Source organism: Variovorax sp. Soil_C_26, from assembly GCF_057657075.1.
This window is the reverse complement of sequence record NZ_JBDGJC010000009.1, coordinates 149,157-172,836: the sequence shown is the minus strand read 5'-3', so window position 1 is coordinate 172,836 and position 23,680 is coordinate 149,157. Positions and strand designations below refer to the sequence as shown.

At 68.4% G+C, this 23,680-nt stretch carries 20 protein-coding genes; 15 read left to right on the top strand and 5 right to left on the bottom strand.

The genetic code is table 11. The features are described 5' to 3' along the window. The first annotated feature begins 162 nt into the window (after positions 1-162). The 13 genes from AC3A6G_RS22940 (at position 163) to AC3A6G_RS22880 (ending at position 16,156) form a co-directional block, all read left to right on the top strand. On the top strand, positions 163-2,301 hold the full coding sequence (locus tag AC3A6G_RS22940) for a 3-hydroxyacyl-CoA dehydrogenase NAD-binding domain-containing protein (RefSeq protein WP_487874648.1): 2,139 nt from the start codon (positions 163-165) through the stop codon (positions 2,299-2,301). A gap of 10 nt (positions 2,302-2,311) precedes the next feature. Then, positions 2,312-3,502, top strand: coding sequence for an acetyl-CoA C-acyltransferase (locus tag AC3A6G_RS22935; protein WP_487874647.1), 1,191 nt, complete (start codon positions 2,312-2,314; stop codon positions 3,500-3,502). 12 nt (positions 3,503-3,514) lie between these two features. Further along, positions 3,515-4,723: an acyl-CoA dehydrogenase family protein gene (locus AC3A6G_RS22930; RefSeq protein WP_487874646.1), complete on the top strand. Its 1,209-nt coding sequence runs from the start codon at positions 3,515-3,517 to the stop codon at positions 4,721-4,723. 9 nt (positions 4,724-4,732) lie between these two features. After that, positions 4,733-5,872 carry an acyl-CoA dehydrogenase family protein gene (locus AC3A6G_RS22925; protein ID WP_487874645.1) on the top strand — a complete coding sequence of 380 codons (1,140 nt, stop codon included), beginning with the start codon at positions 4,733-4,735 and terminating at the stop codon, positions 5,870-5,872. Beyond that, positions 5,869-6,684, top strand: a complete 816-nt coding sequence (locus tag AC3A6G_RS22920) for an oxepin-CoA hydrolase, alternative type (protein ID WP_487861762.1) — start codon at positions 5,869-5,871, stop codon at positions 6,682-6,684. Before AC3A6G_RS22925 ends, AC3A6G_RS22920 begins: the two co-directional genes overlap by 4 nt. 82 nt (positions 6,685-6,766) lie before the next feature. After that, positions 6,767-7,975, top strand: coding sequence for a CaiB/BaiF CoA transferase family protein (locus AC3A6G_RS22915; protein WP_487861763.1), 1,209 nt, complete (start codon positions 6,767-6,769; stop codon positions 7,973-7,975). Between the two features lie 54 nt (positions 7,976-8,029). Beyond that, positions 8,030-9,034 (top strand): Bug family tripartite tricarboxylate transporter substrate binding protein, encoded by a 1,005-nt coding sequence (locus AC3A6G_RS22910; protein ID WP_487861764.1) that lies wholly within the window; start codon positions 8,030-8,032, stop codon positions 9,032-9,034. A 54-nt stretch (positions 9,035-9,088) separates the two neighbouring features. After that, positions 9,089-11,041, top strand: coding sequence for an acyl-CoA synthetase (locus AC3A6G_RS22905; RefSeq protein WP_487874644.1), 1,953 nt, complete (start codon positions 9,089-9,091; stop codon positions 11,039-11,041). A gap of 63 nt (positions 11,042-11,104) precedes the next feature. Further along, positions 11,105-12,106 carry a Bug family tripartite tricarboxylate transporter substrate binding protein gene (locus tag AC3A6G_RS22900; RefSeq protein ID WP_487874643.1) on the top strand — a complete coding sequence of 334 codons (1,002 nt, stop codon included), beginning with the start codon at positions 11,105-11,107 and terminating at the stop codon, positions 12,104-12,106. A 107-nt stretch (positions 12,107-12,213) separates the two neighbouring features. Then, positions 12,214-12,798 carry a TRAP transporter small permease gene (locus AC3A6G_RS22895; protein ID WP_487861767.1) on the top strand — a complete coding sequence of 195 codons (585 nt, stop codon included), beginning with the start codon at positions 12,214-12,216 and terminating at the stop codon, positions 12,796-12,798. Then, positions 12,795-14,093 (top strand): TRAP transporter large permease, encoded by a 1,299-nt coding sequence (locus tag AC3A6G_RS22890; protein WP_487865371.1) that lies wholly within the window; start codon positions 12,795-12,797, stop codon positions 14,091-14,093. Before AC3A6G_RS22895 ends, AC3A6G_RS22890 begins: the two co-directional genes overlap by 4 nt. A 25-nt stretch (positions 14,094-14,118) precedes the next feature. After that, complete coding sequence (locus AC3A6G_RS22885) at positions 14,119-15,156, top strand: DctP family TRAP transporter solute-binding subunit (RefSeq protein WP_487874642.1); 1,038 nt, start codon at positions 14,119-14,121, stop codon at positions 15,154-15,156. 49 nt (positions 15,157-15,205) lie between these two features. Beyond that, positions 15,206-16,156: a nucleoside hydrolase gene (locus tag AC3A6G_RS22880; protein WP_487865370.1), complete on the top strand. Its 951-nt coding sequence runs from the start codon at positions 15,206-15,208 to the stop codon at positions 16,154-16,156. 49 nt (positions 16,157-16,205) lie between these two features. Here the strand turns inward: AC3A6G_RS22880 and AC3A6G_RS22875 are convergent, their stop codons facing one another. The 5 genes from AC3A6G_RS22875 to AC3A6G_RS22855 form a co-directional block, all read right to left on the bottom strand. Further along, positions 16,206-16,943, bottom strand: coding sequence for an amino acid ABC transporter ATP-binding protein (locus AC3A6G_RS22875; RefSeq protein ID WP_487861894.1), 738 nt, complete (start codon positions 16,941-16,943; stop codon positions 16,206-16,208). Positions 16,944-16,979: 36 nt separating this feature from the next. Continuing rightward, positions 16,980-17,645: an amino acid ABC transporter permease gene (locus AC3A6G_RS22870; protein ID WP_487861771.1), complete on the bottom strand. Its 666-nt coding sequence runs from the start codon at positions 17,643-17,645 to the stop codon at positions 16,980-16,982. Between the two features lies 1 nt (position 17,646). Beyond that, positions 17,647-18,405, bottom strand: coding sequence for an amino acid ABC transporter permease (locus AC3A6G_RS22865; protein WP_487861772.1), 759 nt, complete (start codon positions 18,403-18,405; stop codon positions 17,647-17,649). Positions 18,406-18,492: 87 nt separating this feature from the next. Then, positions 18,493-19,386, bottom strand: a complete 894-nt coding sequence (locus AC3A6G_RS22860; RefSeq protein ID WP_487861773.1) for a transporter substrate-binding domain-containing protein — start codon at positions 19,384-19,386, stop codon at positions 18,493-18,495. 312 nt (positions 19,387-19,698) lie between these two features. Then, the gene (locus tag AC3A6G_RS22855; protein ID WP_487861774.1) at positions 19,699-20,685 is read right to left on the bottom strand and encodes a LysR substrate-binding domain-containing protein; all 987 of its coding nucleotides are present in this window, start codon (positions 20,683-20,685) and stop codon (positions 19,699-19,701) included. Positions 20,686-20,774: 89 nt separating this feature from the next. Here AC3A6G_RS22855 and AC3A6G_RS22850 point away from each other — a divergent pair, with 89 nt between their 5' ends. After that, entirely contained in the window at positions 20,775-22,226 is a 1,452-nt protein-coding gene (locus AC3A6G_RS22850; protein ID WP_487874641.1) for an amidase, read from the top strand. Positions 22,227-22,271: 45 nt separating this feature from the next. Beyond that, on the top strand, positions 22,272-23,666 hold the full coding sequence (gene trkA, locus AC3A6G_RS22845; RefSeq protein WP_487874640.1) for a Trk system potassium transporter TrkA: 1,395 nt from the start codon (positions 22,272-22,274) through the stop codon (positions 23,664-23,666). Positions 23,667-23,680: the final 14 nt, after the last annotated feature.

The following is a 23,680-nucleotide window of genomic DNA, read 5'->3' as shown; positions in this document are numbered from 1 at the left end:
GGCGCATGCGGCGTTGCCAATGCTCGCTGGACATCAGTCCAGCTTGCGCTTGGCGCCTTGCCTGCGCCCTGTCTCGCGCAACGCGGGGCCATGCCCAAGCCCGGCAGCCTCCTAGAGCCTCGGGCTTCGCACTGCGGGCCCGCCACGCGAGAGACAAAGCAAATGGCCAATCAAACCCCCTCCAGCCCCTCCACGCCTTTCGGTCCCGTCACCTTCGCATGCGAGGGCGACGTGTTCGTCGTGACCATCGACAACCCGCCCGTCAATGCGCTCGGCGTGGACGTACGCCGTGGTCTGGTGGCCGCGATCGCGGCGGCCGAGGCCGACAGCGCCGCCAAGGCCGTGCTGCTCGTGGGCGCGGGCCGCAACTTCATCGCGGGCGCCGACATCCGCGAATTCGGCAAGACGCCGCAGCCGCCCTCGCTGCCCGAGGTGTGCCTGGCGATCGAGAACTGCAGCAAGCCGGTGGTGGCCGCCATCCACGGCGCCGCGCTCGGCGGCGGGCTCGAAGTGGCGCTGGCGGCGCACTACCGCATCGCCTCGCCCAGCGCCAAGCTGGGCCTGCCCGAAGTGGCGCTCGGCCTGCTGCCGGGCTCGGGTGGCACGCAGCGCGCGCCGCGCCTCATCGGCGTGAAGCCCGCGCTCGACCTGATGCTCAGCGGCCGCCATGCGGGCGCGAAGGAAGCGCTGTCGCTCGGCCTGGTCGACAAGCTCGGCAACGACGCCGATGCGCGCGCCGAGGGCTTGGCCTATGCGAAGGAACTGGCCGCCGCGAACGCGCCGGTGCGCCGCACGCGCGAGGCCGCCGGCCTGGCCGACAAGGACGCCAGCCGCGCCGCGCTCGACGCCGCGCGCGCCGACACCGCCAAGAAGAGCCGCGGCCTGTTCTCGCCGATGAAGATCATCGAAGCCGTCGAGGCCGCGCTCACGCAGCCCTTCGACGAAGGCATGGCGCTCGAGCGCAAGCTGTTCATGCAGTGCATCGACAGCCCGCAGCGCGCCGGGCTGATCCATGCGTTCTTCGCCGAACGCGAAGTGCTCAAGGCGCCGGAGACCAAGGCTGCCAAGCCGCGCGCGCTCGACGCGGCCGGCATCGTTGGCGGCGGCACCATGGGCGCAGGCATCGCGGTGGCCATGCTCGACGCCGGCCTGCCGGTGACCATGATCGAGCGCGACGACACGCAGCTCGCGCGCGGCCGCGCCAATGTCGAGAAGGTCTACGACGGCCTGGTCAAGAAGGGCCGCATGACCGACGCAGCCAAGGTCGCCGTCATGGCACGCTTCAACGGTTCCACCAGCTACGACGCGCTCGCCCAGGTCGACATCGTGGTCGAGGCCGTGTTCGAGGACATGGCCGTGAAGAAGGCCGTGTTCGCCGAGCTCGACCGCGTCTGCAAGCCCGGCGCGGTGCTCGCCACCAACACCTCGTACCTCGACATCGACGAGATCGCGGCCAGCATCTCGCGGCCGCAGGACGTGGTGGGCCTGCACTTCTTCTCGCCGGCCAACATCATGAAGCTGCTCGAGATCGTGGTGCCCGCCAAGGTCAGCGCCGACGTGGTCGCGACGGGCTTCGAGCTCGCCAAGAAGCTCAAGAAGGTGCCGGTGCGCGCGGGCGTGTGCGACGGCTTCATCGGCAACCGCATCCTCGCGGTGTACCGCCAGGCGGCCGACCACATGATGGAAGACGGTGCCTCGCCCTACCAGATCGACGAGGCGGTGCGCAATTTCGGCTACCCGATGGGGCCGTTCCAGGTGTCGGACCTGGCGGGCGGCGACATCGGCTGGGCCACGCGCAAGCGCAAGGCCGCCACGCGCGACCCGAAGGCGCGCTACGTGCAGATCGCCGACCGCATCTGCGAGCGCGGCTGGTTCGGCCAGAAGACGCAGCGCGGCTACTACCTCTACCCCGAGGGCGCACGCACCGGCCAGCCCGACCCCGAAGTGCTGGCCATCATCGACGCCGAGCGCCAGCGTGCGGGCGTCACGCCGCGCGCCTTCACCGAGGACGAAATCATGCGCCGCTACATGGCCGCGATGGTCAACGAGGGCGCGAACGTGGTGCACCAGGGCATTGCGCTGCGTCCGCTCGACGTGGACGTGACCTTCCTCTACGGCTACGGCTTCCCGCGCCATCGCGGCGGCCCGATGAAATACGCCGACACGGTGGGCCTGGCGAAGGTGCTGGCCGACATCCGCGAGTTCGCCAAGGAAGACCCGCTGTTCTGGCAGCCCTCGCCGCTTTTGGTCGACCTGGTCGAGCGCGGCGCCGATTTTTCGAGTCTGAATCAATCCAACTAAGGACAACGCCATGCGCGAAGCCGTCATCGTTTCCACCGCCCGCACCCCGCTCACCAAGGCGCACCGCGGCGAGTTCAACATCACCCCGGGCCCGACGCTCGCGGCCTTCGCGGTGAAGGCCGCGGTCGAGCGCTCGGGCCTCGATCCGGCGCTGATCGAGGACGCGATCCTCGGCTGCGGCTACCCCGAGGGCACGACCGGGCGCAACATCGCGCGCCAGGCCATCATTCGCGCGGGCCTGCCGATCTCGATCGCCGGCACCACCGTCAACCGCTTCTGCGCTTCGGGCCTGCAGGCCATCGCGATGGCGGCGGGCCGCATCGTGGTGGACGGCGCGCCGGCCATGATCGCGGGCGGCGTCGAAAGCATCTCGCAGATCCGCGGCCGCAGCGCCACCGATGCGGGCGACAACGGCATGGACCCGTGGATCGTCGAGCACAAGCCCGCGCTCTACATGGCGATGATCGAGACCGCCGACATCGTGGCCCAGCGCTACGACATCAGCCGCGAGGCGCAGGACCGCTTCTCGGCCGAGAGCCAGCGCCGCACCGAAGAGGCGCAGCTCGCCGGGCGCTACAAGGACGAGATCGTGGCCTGCACCACCACCATGGCGGTGACCGACAAGGAAACGAAGGAAGTCAGCTACCGCGAAGTCACCGCCACCGAAGACAACTGCAACCGCCGCGGCACCACCTACGAGGCGCTCGCCAAGCTCAAGCCCGTGATGGGCGACGACAAGTTCATCACCGCGGGCAACGCCTCGCAGCTGTCCGACGGCGCCTCGGCCTGCGTGCTGATGGAAGCCAAGGACGCGGAGCGCGCCAACCTCCAGCCGCTGGGCGTCTTCCGCGGCCTCGCAGTGGCGGGCTGCGAGCCCGACCAGATGGGCATCGGCCCGGTGTTCGCGGTGCCCAAGCTGCTCGCGCGCCACGGCCTCAAGGTCGAGGACATCGACCTCTGGGAGCTCAACGAAGCCTTCGCCTCGCAGTCGATCTACTGCCAGGACAAGCTCGACATCCCCTCGGAGCGGCTGAACGTGAACGGCGGTGCGATCTCGATCGGCCACCCCTTCGGCATGACCGGCGCGCGCCTCACGGGCCATGTGCTGATCGAAGGCAAGCGCCGCGGCGCGAAGTACGCCGTGGTCACGATGTGCATCGCGGGTGGCATGGGCGCGGCGGGCCTCTTCGAGATTTACTGAGACCGAGAATTCATGGACCTGAACTTCACCCCCGAAGAAGAAGCCTTCCGCGCCGAAGTGCGCGCCTTCCTCGCCGACAAGCTGCCCGCGCGCCTTTCCGACAAGGTGAAGAGCGGCAAGATCCTCGAGAAGGCCGACATGGCCGAGTGGCACGCCATCCTCAATGCGCGCGGCTGGCTTGCCAACCACTGGCCCGAGCAGTACGGCGGCCCGGGCTGGAGCGCGATCGAGAAATTCATCTTCGAGAACGAATGCGCGCTCGCCTTCGCGCCGCGCATCGTGCCCTTCGGCGTGAACATGCTGGGCCCGGTGCTCATCAAGTACGGCAACGAGGCGCAGAAGCGCCATTGGCTGCCGCGCATCCTGAACGGCGACGACTGGTGGTGCCAGGGCTATTCGGAACCCGGCGCGGGCTCCGACCTCGCCGCGGTCAAGACCTCGGCCGTGCGCGGCATCGACGCCCAGGGCGACCACTTCATCGTCAACGGCCAGAAGACCTGGACCACGCTGGGCCAGCACGCCAACATGATCTTCTGCCTGGTGCGCACGAACCGCGAGGCGAAGAAGCAGGAAGGCATCAGCTTCCTGCTGATCGACATGGCCTCGCCCGGCGTGGAAGTGCGCCCGATCATCACGCTCGACGGCGAGCATGAAGTGAACGAGGTGTTCTTCTCCGACGTGCGCGTGCCGGCCGAGAACCTCGTCGGCGAAGAGAACAAGGGCTGGACCTGCGCCAAGTACCTACTGACCTACGAGCGCACCAACATCGCGGGCGTGGGCTTCTCGGTGGCCGCGCTCGAACAGCTCAAGGGCATCGCGGCGGCGCGCACCAAGAACGGCAAGCCGCTGGCCGACGACCCGGCCTTCGCGGCGCGCCTGGCGCGCGTGGAGATCGACCTCGAGAACATGAAGACCACCAACCTGCGCGTGATCGCGGCGGTGGCCGGCGGCGGCGTGCCGGGCGCCGAGAGCTCGATGCTGAAGATCCGCGGCACCGAGATCCGCCAGGAGATCTCGTCGCTCGCGCGCCGCGCGATGGGCGTGTACGGCCGGCCCTTCGTGGCCGAGGCACTGAAGGACGGCCATGACGGCGAGGCCTTCGGCCCCGACTACGCATCGGCCGCCGCCTCGCGCTACTTCAACAACCGCAAGCTGTCGATCTTCGGCGGCTCGAACGAAATCCAGAAGAACATCATCTCGAAGATGATCCTCGGTCTTTAAAGGAACGGCATGAACTTCGAACACACCGAAGACCGGCGCATGCTCGCCGACAGCCTGAACCGCTTCATCGCCGAGCAGTACGCCTTCGATGCGCGCGACCGCATCGCGCAATCCGAGCACGGGTTCAGCAAGGAGATCTTCCAGCAGTTCGCCGAACTCGGCGTGATCGGCGCGCTGTTCAGCGAGGCCGATGGCGGTTTCGGCGGCAGCGGCTTCGACATCGCCGTGGTCTTCGAGGCGCTCGGCCGCGGCCTCGTGGTCGAGCCGCTGCTCGGCGCGCTGATGGTCGGCGAGGCGATCAGCGCCGCCGGCAGCGGCACGCAGAAGGAGAAGCTCGGCGACATCATCAACGGCGCCCTCGTCGCGGCCTTTGCGCACGACGAGGCCGACACGCACCACGAACGCACGCGTGTCGCGACCCGCGCCGTAAAGAGCGGCGACGGCTGGGTGCTCCACGGCGCCAAGGCCGTGGTGCCGCAGGGCGAGCAGGCCGACCTGCTGCTGGTTTCGGCGCGCACCGCGGGCAATGTCGACGACGCGGCCGGCATCTCGCTGTTCCTCGTGCCTGCGAAGACCGCCGGTGTCGCGGTGCGCGGCTGCCCCGCGATCGACGGCGGCCGGGTCGCGGAGATCACGCTCGACGGCGTGAAGCTCGGCGCCGATGCGCTGCTCGGCAGCGAAGGCCAGGGCCATGCGGTGCTCGAACGCGCGATCGGCCGCGGCGTGCTTGCGCTGTGCGCCGAAGCGCTGGGCGCGATGGAAGCGGCCAAGACGGCCACGCTCGAGTACCTGCGCACGCGCAAGCAGTTCGGCCTGCTGATCGGCAGCTTCCAGGCCCTGCAGCACCGCATGGCCGACCTGCTGCTCGAGATCGAGCAGGCGCGCTCGGCGGTCATCAATGCCGCCGCCGCCATCGACGGCAGCGACCGCCTGGCGCGCGAGCGCGCACTGTCGGCCGCCAAGTTCAGCATCGGCCGCATCGGCGCGCTCGTGGCCGAAGAGAGCATCCAGATGCACGGCGGCATCGGCATGACCTGGGAGCTGCCGCTGCCGCACTACGCCAAGCGCCTCGTGATGATCGATCACCAGCTCGGCGACGAAGACCACCACCTGCAGCGCTACATCGCACTCGCAAAGGAACCGGCATGACCCCCCCCAAGACCGTCCTCGTCTCGCAGGAAGGCGCCGTGCGCATCCTGACCAACAGCAACCCCGGCGCGCGCAACGCGATCACGCCGACGCTGTATGCCGAGCTGTCGGCCGCGCTGACCGACGCCGAGCGCGACCCCGAAGTGGGCGCGGTGGTGTTCACCGGCGCGGGCGATTTCTTCTGCTCGGGCGGCGACCTGAACCTGCTCGCCACGCGGCGCGAACTGCCGGTCGCCGAGCGGCGCAAGATTCTCGAAGGCCTCAACAACCTGATCCGTGCGCTGCGCGACTGCAAGAAGCCGGTGATCGCGGCCGTCGAAGGCGGTGCCGCGGGCGCGGGGCTGTCGATGGCGCTGGCCTGCGACATGCTGGTGTCGGCGCGCGATGCCTTCTTCACCGTGGCCTATGTCAAGGTCGGCCTCACGCCCGACGGCGGCGCCACGGCGTTCCTGGCCGAGTTCGTCTCGCGCCAGGTGCTGACCGAGCTGTGCCTGACCGGCGACCGCATGACGGCCGAGCGCCTGAACGAGCTCGGCGCGGTCAACCGGCTGACCGACAAGGGCGCGGCGCTGGCCGAGGCCGTCGCGCTGGCGGCGCGCATCGCCACCGGTCCGCAGCGGGCCACCACGCGCATCAAGGCGCTGTGCCGCCAGGCGCACCATGCCACGCTCGAGGAACAGCTCGATGCCGAGGCGGTGTTCATGGTCGAGTCGCAGGGCGATGCCGAAGCGGCCGAAGGCATCGGTGCCTTCCTGGGCAAGCGAAAGGCCGATTTCGTGGCGCTGCGCCGCGGCGGCGGGAACGCCAGCTGACGCCAAGACTCCCACCGTTCCTCATGCCTGCCTCGCACGCCGTGCGGGGCTTTCCTGTTTTCCGAAAGACATCTTCTCTGCCATGGCTTCACTGAATTCATCCCTGCCGCTGGCCGGCGTGCGCGTGCTCGATCTGTCACGCATCCTGGCCGGCCCCTGGTGCGGCATGGTGCTGGCCGACATGGGCGCCGAGGTCATCAAGGTCGAGCACCCGGGCCGCGGCGACGACACGCGCGACTGGGGCCTGCGCGTCGGCGACACCGAGACGGCCTACTTCAACAGCGTGAACCGCAACAAGCGCTCGGTCACGCTCGACCTGCAGACGCCCGAGGGGCAGCAGATCGCGCGCGACCTCGCAAAGCAATGCGACGTGGTGCTGCAGAACTTCAAGTACGGCGGCATCGACAAGCTCGGCCTCGGCTACGCGCAGCTCAGCCAGGAGGACCCGCGCCTCATCTACTGCTCGATCTCGGGCTACGACCGCACCGGCCCCGAGGCGGCACGCCCGGGCTACGACCTCGTGGTGCAGGGCGAGGCCGGCCTGATGGCGATCAACGGCGAGGCGAACCAGCCGCCGCTGAAGTTCGGCGTGGCCGCGGTGGACCTGTTCACCGGCATGTACTCGGCGCAGGCCGTGCTCGCGGCGCTCTACCAGCGCGAGAAGACGGGCCGCGGCCGCCACGTCGAGATGGCGCTGTTCGACTGCGGGCTGATGATCACGGCCTACTACGGCCTCGAGGCGCTCCTGATGGGCGAGGACCCGCCGCGCTTCGGCAACTCGCATCCGTCGATCGTGCCCTACGGCGTGTTCGACGCGGCCGACGGCCCGGTGGTGATCACCGTGGGCAACAACGCGCAGTTCGCGCGCTTCTGCACCGAGGTGATCGAGCGGCCCGACCTCGCGGCCGACGAGCGCTTCAAGACCAACATCCTGCGCTCGGCAAACCGCGCGGTGCTGCTGCCCGAACTGCACGCCGAGCTGGCTAAGCGCCCGCGCGCGCTGCTGCTCGAGAAGCTCACGGCGGCGGGCATTCCCTGCGGCGAGGTGCTGGGCCTGCACGAGGCGCTGCGCAGCAAGCGCGCGACCGAGGCCGGGCTGGTCACCCAGCAGCCGCACCCGGTGGCCGGCACAGTCGACGTGCTTGCGCCGCCCTACCGTTTCGATGGCGAGCGCCTGCCGGTGCGCAGCGCGCCGCCCACCCTGGGCGAAGGCACGCGCGACGTGCTCACGTCCCTGCTCGGCCTGTCGGAAGAACGACTCGCCGCGCTGAAATCCAGCGGCGTCGTCTGAGAAGCTCGCGAACGACGCCTTTCCGTACATCCTGATCCCCTGAAACAGAACCCCATGGCTTTCTCCTCTTTCGCTTCCCTTCGCAACCCCTCGCGCCGCGCGCTGCTCGCACTGGCCGCCCTCCCGCTCGTGGCCGGCACCGCCTTCGCCCAGCAGGCCTGGCCGACCAAGCCCATCACCATCGTCGTGCCGTTCCCGCCGGGCGGCCCGACCGACGTCGCGACGCGCATCGTGGCGCAGAAGATGTCGCAGAGCCTGAAGCAGAACATCCTGATCGACAACCGCAGCGGCGCCTCGGGCACCATCGGCGCGGCCGTGGCGGCCAAGGCCGCGCCCGACGGCTACACCTTCGTGATGCTGGCCACGCCGACGCTTTTGGCCGACCACCTGTACGGCAAGACGCCCTACGACATCTTCAAGAGCTTCACGCCCGTGGGCACGGTGTACGACCTGCCGATCGTGATGGTGGTCAACCCGAAGTCGCTGCCTGAGGTCACGGACCTGCAGGGCCTGATCGCCAAGGCCAAGGCCGAAGGCGGCAAGCTCAACTACACGACGGCGGGCGCGGGCAGCTTCGGCCACCTGACGACCGAGCAGCTCAAGAACATCGGCAAGTTCGAGATGCAGCACGTGCCCTACCGCGGCAGCGCGCCCGCGGTGACCGATCTGATCGGCGGCCAGGTGCCCGCGATGTTCTCGGACCTGGTGGCGGTGATTTCGCACATCCGCGCGGGCACGCTGCGCGCCATCGCGGTCGGCTCGGGCAAGCGCGTGAGCCTGCTGCCCGACGTGAAGACGGTGGCCGAGCAGGGCTTTGCAGGCTTCGACGCCACCTCGTGGGGCGGCCTGCTCGCGCCGGCCGGCACGCCGAAGGACGTGGTCGAGCGCATGAGCGCCGAGCTCAAGACCGCGCTGGCCGACAAGGAGGTGCAGGACAAGCTGCAGGGCGTGGGCTCGTTCGCGGCCTACGGCACGCCCGCAAAGACCGGCGAGCGCATGCGCCAGGACTTCGAGCGCTGGGGCAAGGTCATTCGCGACAACAAGATCACGAACCAGTAAAAACAGGGCGCGCACCGCGCCCGCCGGAAATCAAAAAAAACCTCAGGAGACGACATGACAGGCGACGACCACAACAACACGCAGAACGCGGGCGGCGCCCCGTTCCGCCCCCGGTTCCCGGTCCGCAGCCTGGCCGACATCCGCCGGCTCGAAGAGACGCCGCTCGAACAGGCGCTCTCGGTGCGCAGCACCTACGAAATCTTCCGCAGCGCGGGGCATGCCTTCGGCAGCAAGACCGCGCTGACCTTCCTGCGCACCGGCAATCCGGCCGACGAACCGATCCGCTGGTCGTACGCCGAGCTGCTCGCGCGTATCCACCAGACGGCGAACATGCTGCATGCGCTCGGCGTCGGTCCCGACGACGCGGTGGCGGTGCTGCTGCCGGGCTGCCTCGAGTACCACCTGGCGCTCTGGGGCGGCGAGGCGGCCGGCATCGTGCAACCGCTCAATCCGCTCCTGACCGACGAGAAGCTCGTGGCGCTGATGACCGCGGCGCGCGCCAAGGTGCTGATCGCCTACGGCTCCGACGCCGAATCGGGCATGTGGTCGAAGGCGATGCGGCTGCGCGGCCAGGTGCCGACGCTCACGACCGTGCTGCGCGTGGCGCCGCACGACGAGCCACCCGGGGGCCCCGGCACGCTGCCCGACGGCGTGGCCGAGTTCGACGTGCTGCGCGCGGCCCAGCCCTCGGACCGCCTCGTGAGCGGCCGCGACATCGCGCCCACGGACATCGCAGCCTACTTTCACACCGGCGGCACCACGGGTGCGCCCAAGCTCGCCCGCCACAGCCACGGCGCGCAGGTGTTCACGGCCTGGGCCAGCGTGCAGGTGGCGGGCATGAACGAGAACGGCATCTCGATCAACGGCTATCCGCTGTTCCATGTGGCAGGCGTGCTGCCGGCCTCGCTGGCCTCGCTGTCGGCCGGGGTGGAAGTGATCGTTCCGACGCCTTCGCTGCTGCGCAACAAGGAGGTGATCGCCAATTACTGGAAGCTGGTCGAGAAGTACCGGCCGACCTCGCTGTCGGCGGTGCCGACGGTGCTCGCGGCGCTGGCCAACGTGCCGCTGGAAGGCGCCGACATCTCGTCGATCGTGTACTGCCGCACGGGTGCGGCGGTGCTGTCGCCCGAGCTCGCCGCGCGCTTCGAGCGCCTGTTCGGGCTGCATGTGCACGAGAGCCTCGGCATGACCGAGATGGCGGGCATCTCGACCATCACGCCGCCGGGCGTCGACGGGCCCGCGGGCTGCGTCGGCTTTGCGCTGCCCTACATGCAGATGCGCATCGTGGCGCTCGACGAGAACGGCAATGCGAGCGACCGCGACCTGCCGGCGGGCGAACAGGGCATGGTGCTGTTCAAGTCGCCGAACCTGTTCTCGGGCTTCGTCGATCCGGCCGACAACGCGAAGGCCTTCACGCCCGACGGCTGGCTCGCGACCGGCGACCTGGGCTGGATCGATGGCGAAGGCCGGCTCAACCTCAGCGGCCGCTCGAAGGACCTGATCATCCGCAGCGGCCACAACATCGACCCGAAGGTGATCGAGGACGCGATCGGCGCCCATCCGGCCGTGCAGCTGTGCGCGGCCGTGGGCGCACCCGACGCCTATGCGGGCGAACTGCCGGTGGTGTTCGCGACGCTGGTGCCCGGCGCCTCGGCCACCGAGGAGGAACTGCTGGCCTTCACGGCCGAGCGCGTGGACGAGGCGCCCGCCAGGCCGCGCTCGGTGGTGGTGATCGAGCAGATGCCGGTGACCAACGTGGGCAAGATCTACAAGCCCGAGCTGCGCGCGATGGCGGCGAGCCGCGTTGTGGCCGCCATGGTCGAACAGGCGTGCGGCGAGCTCGGCGTGGCGCCGGCCGCGCGGCCGCACGTGGCGCACGAGGGCGAGCGCCTGATCGAGGTGCGCATCGATGCCGCCGCGACCGGTTCGCTCGCCGTGCCGCTGCAGCAGCGCATCGAGGCCGACCTCCTGCCGCTGCCGTTCAAGACGCGCGTGCTGTCGGCATAGCGCCGGCGGCGGCAGCCCCTTGCACACCCAAGAACAATCAACCCTCGGAGACAAAGAGAAATCATGAACGCCGCATCCCCCACCCGCCGCCGCACCCTGCAAGGCGCCGTCGCCACGCTCGCGCTCGCCGCCACTTCCACCGCCGGCTGGGCGCAGCCGGCCTACCCCAGCAAGCCGATCCGCATGGTGGTGCCCTTCGCCGCGGGCGGCGCGACCGACGTGCTGGCCCGCATCATCGGCGAGAAGATGGCCGCAGGGCTGGGCCAGCCGGTCATCGTCGACAACAAGCCCGGCGCGGCCGGCATCATCGGCACCGACGCAGTGGCCAAGGCGCCGCCCGACGGCTACACGATGGTGCTGGCGCTCTCCAACTCGCTGCTCACCAACCAGTTCCTCTACCAGAAGCTGCCCTACGACACGCAGCGCGACCTTGCGCTGGTCTACCAGATCGCGGTGGCGCCGCTGGTGCTGGTGGTGCATCCGAGCGTGCCGGTCAAGACCGGGCCCGAGCTCTTGAAGTACGTCGCCGCCAACAAGGGCAAGATGGCCTACGGTTCGTACGGCGTCGGCGCCTATCCGCACCTCGCGGGCGCGCACATGAGCCTGGCGCAGAACGCCGAAATGAACCACGTCGCCTACAAGGGCGAGTCCCCGATGCTGCAGGACCTGATCGGCGGCCAGATCCAGATGTCGTTCGCGAGCGCGCTGGTGGCCAAGCCCCACATCGAGGCGGGAAAGCTCAGGGCGCTCGGCGTGACGGGCGAGCGGCGCATGGCCACGCTGCCCGACGTGCCCACGCTGGCCGAGCAGGGCCTGGACGACGAGGCCTACCGCGTGGCGGGCTGGCTGGCCATCGCCATGCCGGCCGGCACGCCGAAGCCGATCGTGGCGCGCATCGCCGAGGAAGTGCGCAAGGCCACGCGGCAGCCCGACGTGCAGACGCGCGTGGCCGCCATGGGCTTCGACCTGCAGGACAGCTCGCCCGAGGCGTTCGCGGCCGTCGTCAAGAAGGAAGCCCCGGTCTGGGAACGCCTGATCAAGGCGTCGGGCGCCAAGCTCGAATAGCGCCGGTTCGGGGGACGGCGTCGCGCGCGCGGATCGCATAGGAAAACCCCGATGGAGGAAAGGGCATGCACCGGTAACATCTGTCGCCGCTTCCCCTTTCCCCTTCGATGACCACTCCCAACGAGTCCGGCCCGGTGCTGGACGCTGCCAGCCCCCTTCCCCCCGACATCGAAGCCGCCGACGAGCCCGCGAAGGTGCCGCTCGCCATCGAGGACTGGCTCACCGTGATCATCATGGGCGCGCTCGCGCTCATCACGTTCGCGAACGTGCTGGTGCGCTACTTCACCGATTCGTCGTTCGCCTGGACCGAGGAGTTCTCGGTCTTCCTGATGATCATGCTCGCGCTCGTGGCCGGCTCGGCCGCCGTTGCGCGCGACCGGCACATCCGCATCGAGTTCTTTTCCGAGAGCGGCAGCATGGCGCGGCGCCGGCGGCTCGCGCAGTTCGGCGCGCTGATGATCGCGATCCTCTTCGCGCTGATCGGCACACTGAGCATCCGCATGGTCTGGGACGACTACCGCTATGAGGAGACCACGCCCGGCATCGGGCTGCCGGCCTGGTGGTATTCGATCTGGCTGCCGATCGTGTCGTTCGCGATCGCGCTGCGCGCGGTGGGCTTGATGATCCGGCGCGGCCGCAAGAACGCGCGCAGCGATGACGACACGGCCAATGGCCAGGGCGGCGCCCTGTGATCGCGACGCTGCTCTTCGTCGCCTTCGTGGCGATGATGCTGGTGGGCGTGCCCATCGGCGCGGCGCTGGGGCTGGCGGGCGCCGCCTGCATCGCGCTCGCCAACGCCGACGCGCAGTGGTTCGGCCTCCTGGCCGTGCCGCAGAACTTCTATGCCGGCCTGGGCAAGTACCCGCTGCTCGCGATTCCGATGTTCGTGCTGGTCGGCTCGATCTTCGACCGCTCGGGCGTGGCGCTCCGGCTGGTGAACTTCGCGGTGGCGATCGTCGGCCGCGGCCCGGGCATGCTGCCGCTGGTCGCCATTGCGGTCGCCATGTTCCTCGGCGGCATCTCGGGCTCGGGCCCGGCCAATGCCGCCGCCGTGGGCGCGGTGATGATCGCGGCGATGTCGCGCGCCGGCTACCCGCCCGCCTTCTCGGCCAGCGTGGTGGGCGCCGCCGCGGCCACCGACATCCTGATCCCGCCGTCGGTGGCCTTCATCGTGTATTCGGTGCTGGTGCCCGGCGCCTCGGTGCCGGCGCTGTTCGCGGCCGGCATGATCCCGGGCGTGATGGCCGGCCTGGCGCTGATGATCCCGGCCGTGCTGATGGCGCGCCGCCACAACATGGGCGCGCTCGAATCCACGCTGCCGCGCCCGCCGTTCTGGGCCAGCCTGCGCGACGCGAGCTGGGGCCTCGCGGCGCCGGTGCTCATTCTGGGCGGCATGCGCGCCGGCTGGTTCACGCCGACCGAGGCCGCGGTGGTGGCGGTGTTCTACGGCCTGTTCGTTGGCATGTGCGTGCACCGGACCATCAAGGTCCGCGACCTGTTCGTCATCCTGCGCGAATCGGGCGAGCTCTCGGCGGTGATCCTGCTCGTGGTGTCGCTCGCGGGCATCTTCGCGTACTCGCTCTCGACGCTGGGCGTGATCGACCCGGTGACGCGCGCGATCGTGGACTCGGGCCTCGGCGAATACGGCATCCTGGCGCTCTTGATCCTGCTGCTCATCACGGTCGGCATGTTCCTCGACGGCGTCTCGATCTTCCTGATCTTCGTGCCGCTCCTGCTGCCGATCGTTCAGCACTACAAGTGGGACCCGGTCTGGTTCGGCGTGATCCTCACGCTGAAGGTCGCGCTAGGGCAGTTCACGCCGCCGCTCGCGGTCAACCTCATGGTCTCCTGCCGCATCGCGAAGGTGCGCATGGAGGAAACCGTGCGCTGGGTCGGCTGGCTGCTGTTCTCGATGTTCATCGTGATGGTGCTCGTGATCGCGTTCCCCGAGCTGGCGCTGTGGCTGCCGCGCAAGCTCGGTTATTGACTTTGACAACTGGAGACTAGACAAAATGAAATTCCGTCGCACCCTTCTCGGCCTTGCCGCCGTCGCCACCGCCCTGGGCATGTTCTCGACCGGCGCCATGGCGCAGGCCGCCTACAAGGCCGAATACAAGATGTCGCTCGTGCTCGGCCCGCCGACCCCCTGGGGCCAGGCCGGGAAGATCTGGGCCGACCTCGTGAAGGAGCGCACCCAGGGCCGCATCAACATCAAGCTGTACCCGGGCGTGTCGCTGATCCAGGGCGACCAGACGCGCGAGTTCAGCGCACTGCGCCAGGGCGTGATCGACATGGCCGTGGGTTCGACCATCAACTGGTCGCCGCAGGTCAAGCAGCTCAACCTGTTCTCGATGCCCTTCCTGATGCCCGACTACGCGGCCATCGACGCGCTCACGCAGGGCGAGGTCGGCAAGGACATCTTCAAGACGCTCGACAAGGCCGGCGTGGTGCCGCTCGCATGGGGCGAGAACGGCTTCCGCGAGATCACCAACTCCAAGAAGCCGATCAAGTCGCCCGACGACCTGAAGGGCATGAAGATCCGCGTGGTCGGCTCGCCCATCTACTCCGACATGCTCACCGCGCTCGGCGCCAACCCGACGCAGATGAGCTGGGCCGATGCGCAGCCGGCACTCTCGAGTGGCGCCGTCGACGGCCAGGAGAACCCGCTGTTCCTGTTCACCGTGCTCAAGATGCAGAACGTGGGCCAGAAGTTCGTCACCACCTGGGGCTACGTGGCCGACCCGCTGGTGTTCGTGGTCAACAAGGAAATCTGGGCCTCGTGGACGCCGGCCGACCAAGCGATCGTGCGGCAAGCCGCCATCGACGCTGGCAAGCAGGAGATCGAGATCGCGCGCAAGGGCCTGGTCGAAGCCGACAAGCCCGTGCTCAAGGACATCGCCGCAATGGGCGTGACCGTCACGCAGCTCACGCCGGCCGAGCGCGAGGCCTTCGTCAAGGCCACGCGGCCGGTCTACGAGAAGTGGAAGTCGACCGTGGGTGCCGACCTCGTGGCGAAGGCCGAGAAGGCGATCGCGGCGCGCAAGAAGTAGGCGAAGCAGCGAGGCGGCGGGCAGCGGTGCCCGCCGCGACAATGGTGCGATGCACACCCTGATCATCGACACCGACCCCGGCGCGGACGACGTGATCGCGCTGCTGTTCGCGATGGCGGCGCCCGAGCAACTCGGCATCGAGGCGCTGACCGTGGTGGCCGGCAACGTGCCGCTGGCCAAGACCGCGCGCAATGCGCGCCTCGCCTGCGAATGGGCCGGCCGGCCCGGCATTCCGGTGTACGCCGGCGCCGAGCGCCCGCTGCGCCGTGCGCCGATCCACGCCGCCCATGTCCACGGCGAGGAAGGCATCACGGGCGTAGCAGTGCACGAGCCCGCCGCGCCGCTCGCCGAAGGCCATGCCGTCGACCACCTGGTGCGTAGGCTGCGCGCCGCGCCCGCCCGCAGCGTGACGCTCGCCATGCTCGGCCCGCAGACCAACCTGGCGCTGGCGCTCGAGCGGGCGCCCGACATCGTCGGCGGCCTGCGCGAACTGGTGCTGATGGCCGGCGCGCACTTCAACGGCGGCAACATCACGCCGGTCGCCGAGTTCAACGTGTTTGCCGATCCGCACGCGGCCGAACTGGTGCTCGACAAATGCGGCGCCAGCGGCGTGCCGATCACGATGCTGCCGCTCGACGTGACGCACCGGATCCTCACGAGCGAGGAACGCATCGCGCGGCTGCGCGGCATCGGCAACCGCGCCGGCCGCACCGTGGCCGACATCCTCGACGCCTATGCGCCGCAGGAAATGGCGCACTACGGCCTGCCGGGCGGGCCGGTGCACGACGCCACCGTCATCGGCTACCTGCTCGCGCCCGCGCTGTTCAAGGGACGGCAAATCCACGTCCAGGTCGACAGCCGCGAAGGCATGGGCTTCGGGCAGACCGTGGCCGACTGGCACGGCAGCCTGGGCCGGCCGGCGAACGTGAACTGGATCGTGGAGGGGGATGCAGCAGGCTTTTTCGACCTGCTGACGGCGCACGTGGCGCGACTACCCTGACGACGCGGGCCGGGGCAGTGCTGATGCTGCCCGCAGGGGCAGCCCGCCGTCAGTGCTGCAGGATCTTGTCCAGGAAGTCCTTGGTGCGCGGCTGACGGTTCTCGGGGTGGTTGAAGAACTCGTCCTTGGAGCAGTCTTCCAGGATGCGGCCGCCCACGTCGATGAAGATCACGCGGCTGGCGACCTTGCGCGCGAAGCCCATCTCGTGCGTGACCACCATCATGGTCATGCCTTCCTTGGCAAGCGCGACCATCACGTCGAGCACTTCACCGACCATTTCGGGGTCGAGTGCCGAGGTCGGTTCGTCGAACAGCATCACCACCGGGTCCATGCTGAGCGCGCGGGCGATCGCCACGCGCTGCTGCTGGCCGCCCGAGAGCTGGCCCGGGAACTTGTCCTTGTGTGCCATCAGGCCCACGCGGTCGAGCATCTTGAGCCCACGCACCTTGGCTTCGTCCTGCGAACGGCCCAGCACCTTGATCTGCGCGATGGTCAGATTTTCGGTGACCGACAGGTGCGGGAACAGCTCGAAGTGCTGGAACACCATGCCGACCTTGGAACGCAGTTTGGGCAGGTTGGTCTTGGGGTCGTGCAGCGGAATGCCGTTGACGATGATCTCGCCTTTCTGGAAAGGCTCGAGCGCGTTGACGGTCTTGATGAGGGTGGATTTGCCCGAACCCGACGGGCCGCACACCACCACCACGTCGCCCTTGGCGATGCTGACCGAGCAGTCGTTGAGCACCTGCACGGGTCCGTACCACTTGGAGACGTTGTTGATACTGATCATTTGTTCAGCCATGGCTTTTCCTCTTCGATTCTTTCACTAGCGAATGATGGCGATCTTCTTGTGCAGACGCTTGACGAGATACGACAGCGAATAGCAGATCACGAAGTAGACGACCGCTGCCAGCAGGTACGACTCGTAAGGCCGCCCGAAATTCTTGGCGACGTTGTCGAAACCCTTGAGCAGGTCGTATGCACCGATGGCGTACACCAGCGAGGTGTCCTGGAACAGGATGATGGTCTGCGTGAGCAGCACCGGCAGCATGTTGCGGAACGCCTGCGGCAGGATCACCAGCTTCATGTTCTGGCCGTAGGTCATGCCCACCGCCAGCCCGGCCGAGACCTGGCCGCGCGGAATCGACTGGATGCCGGCCCGCATGATCTCGCTGAAGTACGCCGCCTCGAAGGCGATGAAGGTGATCACCGCCGAATACTCCGGCCCGATGGGCCGTCCGATGACGAACGGCACCAGCAGGAAGAAGCCCAGGATGACCATCACCAGCGGAACGGAGCGCATGCCGTTGACGTAGAACGCGGCCGGCATGTCCAGCCACTTCTTTCCCGACAGGCGCATCAGCGCGAGGATGGTGCCGAAGAAGATGCCACCCAGGGTTGCGACGACGGTCAGGAAGATGCTGAAGTACAGACCATTGAGAACATAGTTCCGAATGACGTCCCAGGTGTAGACGGAGAATTGGAGATCCATGTCAGTGTCCTCCCGTTCCGCCGGCAACGACAAAGCCCGGGACGCGCGCCCGTTTCTCGATGAAGGCCATCAGGCGGTTGATCACCATGGCCGAGATGACGTAGAGCACCACCACGGCGATGTAGATCTCCGGGTTGCGCGCCGTCTCTTCGCCGGCCTGCAGGTAGAACTGGGTCAGTTCGGAGATGGACACCGCGAATGCCACCGAGGAGTTCTTGAAGATGTTCATCGACTCGCTGGTCAGCGGCGGCAGGATGATGCGGTAGGCCATGGGCAGCAGCACGTAGCGGTAGTACTGGACCGTGGTGAAGCCCACGGCCATGCCGGCATAGCGTTGGCCGCGTGGCAGCGCCTGGATGCCTGAGCGCAACTGCTCCGCGATACGTGCCGAGGTGAACAGGCCCAGCGCCAGCACCACCAGCACGAAGGGCGGAAAGTCGCGCATCGGCGGCACGAGCGCGGGCACCACGAAGTACCACAGGAAGATCTGCACCAGCAGCGGGATATTGCGGAACAGCTCCACCCACGCGTTGCCGAAACGCACCAGCCACGGGCTGTCGGGCAGCGTGCGCAGGATGCCGATGATCGAGCCGAACACCAGTGCGACGAGCAACGCCACGAGCGCGACGGCCACCGTCCACCCCCAGGCGTCGATCATCCAGTTCAGGTAGGTGTACGCACCGCCCGTTCCGTAACACGACGGCACCACCGTGCCGTCGATGGTGTCCTTGCAGAACACCTGCCAATCCCAATTTCCCATCGGGCACTCCTCGGTCTGTTTGCTTTGACTACGCACCAAACAAACGCCCGCCTCGATGGGCGGGCGTCTGTCGTTCATCCATGCAGATTACTTCTTGGCGTAGTCTTCCATCGGCTTGTTGTTGGGGCTGGCCCAGGCGGCCTTGGTGGCCTCCGACAGCGGCAGGTTCATGTTCACGTTGGCTGGCGGCACCGGCTGCATGAACCACTTGTCGTACAGCTTGGCGAGCGAGCCGTCCTTGATCTGGCGCTCGATGCTGGCATTGACGGCTTTCAGGAACGCGTCGTCGCCCTTGCGCACCATGCAGGCGATCGGCTCGACCGACAGCTCGGGACCGACGATGGCGAAATCAGCCGGGTTCTTCGACTTGGCGACGTTGGCCGCCAGGATCGAACCGTCCATCACGAAGGCGTCGGCACGGCCGGACTCGAGCAGCAGGAAGCTGTCGGCGTGGTCCTTGCCCAGCACTTCCTTGAAGTCGATGCCTTGGGCGCGCTCGTTCTTGCGCAGGGTCTGCACCGAGGTCGTGCCCGTGGTGGTGGCGATGGTCTTGCCGTTGAGGTCCTTCAGGTCCTTGATGCCCGAATTCTTCTTGATGACCATGCGCACCACTTCCACGTAGGTGGTGTGGGCGAAATCGACGTCCTTCTGGCGCGTGGCGTTGTTGGTGGTGGAGCCGCACTCCAGGTCGACCGTGCCGTTTTGCACCAGCGGAATCCGGTTCTGCGAGGTGACCGGGGTGTAGTTGACCGCCAGCTTCTTGCCGGCAGTCTTGCCGAGGTCTTCAGCGATGCGTTCGGCCATTTCAGTGTGGAAGCCACCGTACTTGCCGCCGCCGACGGAGAACGACAGCGCCGACGAATCGCGCACGCCGAGGCTGATGGCGCCGCTGTTCTTGATCTTGGCCAGCGTGCCATCCTGGGCGAAAGCGCTGCCGGTAGCGACTACTGCAACGGCCAATGCCAACACTTGTTTTTTCATACAGAGACTCCTGATGGTGACAGAAAGGGGAAATTGGAAACCAAACGAAATTCTAGACAGTTGGCAGGCCGGGAATACCCGGGCCATCCCGGTGCAGCGGCATTGTCGGACTGAAGTTAAGCAGCCTTTGTGCCTGTTCTCTCGCCGTGGACACGCGCATGTGGAGAATTGCACGGTCTGGGCTTCGTCGGTTCGTGTGGCAGCGTTGGAAAACTGCCGCGACTGTAGAGAACCCCCGGCCAGCACGCCAATGCCGTTTGCGGCGCCGGTTATGCATCGGGTTCATAGATTGTGCATCGCACAAATTCCGCCTCAACGCAGCGGCTCGGCGCTGACCAGGTACGACCACAAGGCGTCGGCCGTGCGCTTGGGCTGTAGGCCTTCCGAGGCCAGCGCCTTGGCCGAGCGGCTGCCGGCGGGCTTCGCCGGAACCGGCGCGCCAGGTCGCTCGCGGTAGGCGCGGATCTCCATCGTCGCCTCGAGGCTGTCGATCTCGGGCGGCAGCGCGCTCACGAGCTTGCGGGCCTTGATCTCCTTGCGCACCGCGCTCTGCGGCAGAAAGGCGATGCCGTGGCCTTCGAGCGCCATCACCTTGAGGCCTTCGGCCATGTCGGTCTCGTAGACCCGGTCGAGGTGGATGGCGGTGCCCGATTCCTTGAGCAGCTGGTCGACCACGCGCCCCAGGTAGGCGCCGGGTGCATAGCCCAGGTAAGGCAGCGGCTGGCCCGGACGCCCCGGCAGCCGGAAGCGCGGCGCGCCGTCGGCATCGGGCCGGACCCACGCGCTCACGACCTCCTCGCCCAGGCTGACCATCTCGTATTTGTTGGCGTCGAGCTGCAGCGGCTGCGAGGGGTGGTGGTAGGCGATCAGCAGGTCGCAGCTGCCTTCGACGAGGCGCAGCACCGCGTCGTGCACATTGAGTGCGATGAGCCGGCTCTTGATCGGCCCGAAGTGCTCGCGCAGGCTGGTCACCCACGAGGGGAAAAACGTAAACGCCAGCGTGTGCGGCACCGCGATCTCGATCACGTCCTGCCCGGCGGCCGAGTGGCCGCGCAGCATGGCGCGGGTGCTCTGCAGCGCCTGCAGCATCTCGATGGCCTGGCTGTAGAGCGTCTGGCCCGCTGGCGTGAGCCGCGTCGGGTACGAACTGCGGTCGACCAGGTCGGTGCCGGCCCAGCCCTCGAGCGCCTGGATGCGCCGCGAGAACGCAGGCTGTGTGACATGCCTCAGTTGGGCCGAGCGGCTGAAGCTGCGCGTTTCCGCCAGGCTGATGAAGTCTTCGAGCCACTTGGTTTCCATACGCGGCGATTATGTGCGCGCGCCGCCCGCTGCGGGGCCCCTGGCCGATACTGGCGTCCCGCGCTCGCCGCCATCCGCCCCGGACCGCCATGACGCCCACCGATATCCTCGACCTCAGTGCCACGGAACTCTCGCGCCGGATCGCCGCGCGCGGCGTGTCCTGCCATGAACTGATGCAGGCCGCACTGGCCCGCATCGAGGCGCTGAACCCGCGCTTCAATGCCATCGTGTCGCTGCGGCCGCCCGAGGACCTGCTGGCCAATGCACGCGAACGCGACGCCGAACTGGCGCGCGGCGAGCGGCGCGGCTGGATGCATGGCTTCCCGCTCGCGGTGAAGGACCTGAGCCATGCGGCCGGCTTGCCGACCTCGATGGGCTCGCCGCTGTCGCCGCGCTCGCCGGTGCGCACCGACAGCCTGCACGTCGCGCGCATGCGCGCGGCCGGCGCCATCGTGATCGGCAAGACCAACACGCCCGAATTCGGCCTCGGCTCGCACACCTACAACACGGTGTTCGGCATCACGCGCAACGCCCATGCGCCCGAGCGCAGCGCCGGCGGCAGCAGCGGCGGCGCGGCCGTGGCCCTGGCGCTCGGCATGCTGCCGGTGGCCGACGGCAGCGACATGATGGGGTCGCTGCGCAACCCGGCCGCGTTCAACAACGTCATCGGCATGCGGCCCTCGCGCGGGCGTGTGCCGGGCGATCCGGAGCAGGAGCTGTTCTTCCAGCAGCTCGGCATCGAAGGCCCGATGGCGCGCACCGTGGAAGACGCCGCGCGGCTGCTCGCGGTGCAGGCGGGCTTCGATGCGCGCGTGCCGCTCTCGTCGCCCGACGCGCTGCCCTCGCCCGACGCGTTGCAACTCGAAGGCGAGACACGCGGCCTGCGCATCGGCTGGCTCGGCAGCATCTGGCCCGACCTGCCGCTCGCGCCCGGCATCCGCGCGCTCGGGGAGCAGGCGCTCGGCATCTTCCGCAGCCTCGGCTGCGAGGTCGAAGCCTGCACGCTCGACGTGCCGCGCGAGCAGAACTGGAGCGCCTGGCTGCGCCTGCGCCAGCTGCTTGTGGGCGGCAAGCTCGGCGCCTTCATGAACGATCCGAAGCTGTTCGCCCAGCTCAAGCCCGAGGCGCAGTGGGAGGTCGAACAGAGCCGGCAGCTCGACGCAGCCTCGCTCTACCAGGCCTCGCTCTACCGCTCGAACGTGTACCGCGCGTTCGCACGCCTGTTCGAGCGCTTCGACTTCGTGGCGGCGCCGAGTGCGCAGGTGTTTCCGTTCGACGCCGAGCTGCACTGGCCTGCCGAGGCGAACGGCGTCGCAAGCGACACCTACCACCGCTGGATGGAGATCGTCACGCCGTTCACGCTGGCAGGGCTGCCGACGCTCAATCTGCGCGCCGGCTTCGGCGAAGGCGGCCTGCCGATGGGCATCTCGCTCGCGGGGCCGGTGAATGCCGACCTTGCCGTGCTGCGCGCCGGGCATGCCTACGACCGCGCATGCGCCTGGTCGGCGGTGCGTCCGCCGGCGCTGCTGAGCGCAGGCTGATCGCCGCCCGGTGCGCAACCCCTGCGACGCATGCAGAATGCGCGCATGAAAATGATCATCGTGGGAGCCGGCCGCGTCGGGGAAAGCGCGGCAGAGAGCCTGCTGTCGGAGCGCAACGACATCACCGTCATCGACACCGACGCCGGCCGCCTGGCCCGGCTGCAGGAGCAGTTCGACCTGCGCGGCGTGCTCGGCAGCGGCATCGAGCCCGAGGTGCTGCGCGAGGCCGGCGCTCCTGACGCCGACATGCTGATCGCCTGCGCGCCGCTCGACGAGACCAACCTGCTAGCCTGCAAGTTCGCACGCGATCTCTTCAACGTGCAGACCACCGTCGCGCGCATACGCTCGACCGCCTTCCACGACAACGCACTGCTGGAAAAGACCGGCTTCGCGGTGGACCAGGTGATCTGCCCCGAGCGCTCGGTGACCAACTACATCCACAAGCTGGTGGAATACCCCGAGGCGTTGCAGGTGATCCAGTTCGCGCAGGGGCTGGTCAGCCTGATCGCGGTGCGCGCGATCGAGGGCGGCTCGCTGGTGGGCCACAGCCTGGCTGAGATTCCGAGCCTGGTGCCCGATGCCGACATGCGCATCGTGGCGATCTACCGCAACGACCGCGCGCTGGGCGTGCTCCACGGCGACACCCGCATCCGCGCCGACGACGAAGTCTTCGTGCTCGCCGCCACGCAGCACATCCGCGGCGTGCTGGGCGGTTTGCGCCAGATGGACCGGCCCGTGTCCCGCATCATGATGGCCGGCGGCGGCCGCGTCGGCATGCGGCTGGCGCGGGAGCTGCACGGCAACTGCGCCATCAAGCTGATCGAGCGCGACCTGCCCCGCTGCGCGCTGCTGGCAGAGAGCCTGCCCAGCGATGTGCTGGTGCTCAACGGCGACGCCACCGATGCCGACCTGATGGCCACCGAGCAGGTGGCCGGCATGGACCTTTTCATGGCCGTCACCAACGACGACGAAGACAACATCATGGCCTGCCTGCTGGCCAAGCGCCTCGGCGCGCGCCGCGTGCTGGCCCTGATCAACCGCCGCGCCTACGCCGACCTGGTGCAGGGCACGCAGATCGACATCGCCATCTCGCCGGCACACACCATCATTGGGGAACTGCTGGCCTTCGTGCGGCGCGGCGACATCGAGGTGGTACACAGCCTGCGCCGCGGCGCCGCCGAAGCGCTGGAGCTGGTGGTGCGCGGCGACCGCAAGACCAGCAAGGTGGCGACGCGGACCGTCGGCGAGATCAAGCTGCCCGACGGCGCGCAGATCGGCGCCATCGTGCGCGGCCCCGACGAGGGACCGCGCGAGGTGATCATTCCGCACCGCGACACGGTGATTGCCAGCAACGACCACGTCGTCGTCTTCGTGCCGCACAAGGGCATGATCCGCGACATCGAGCGGCTGTTCCAGGTCAGCGCGATCTTCCTGTTCTGAACGCCGCCAGGCGC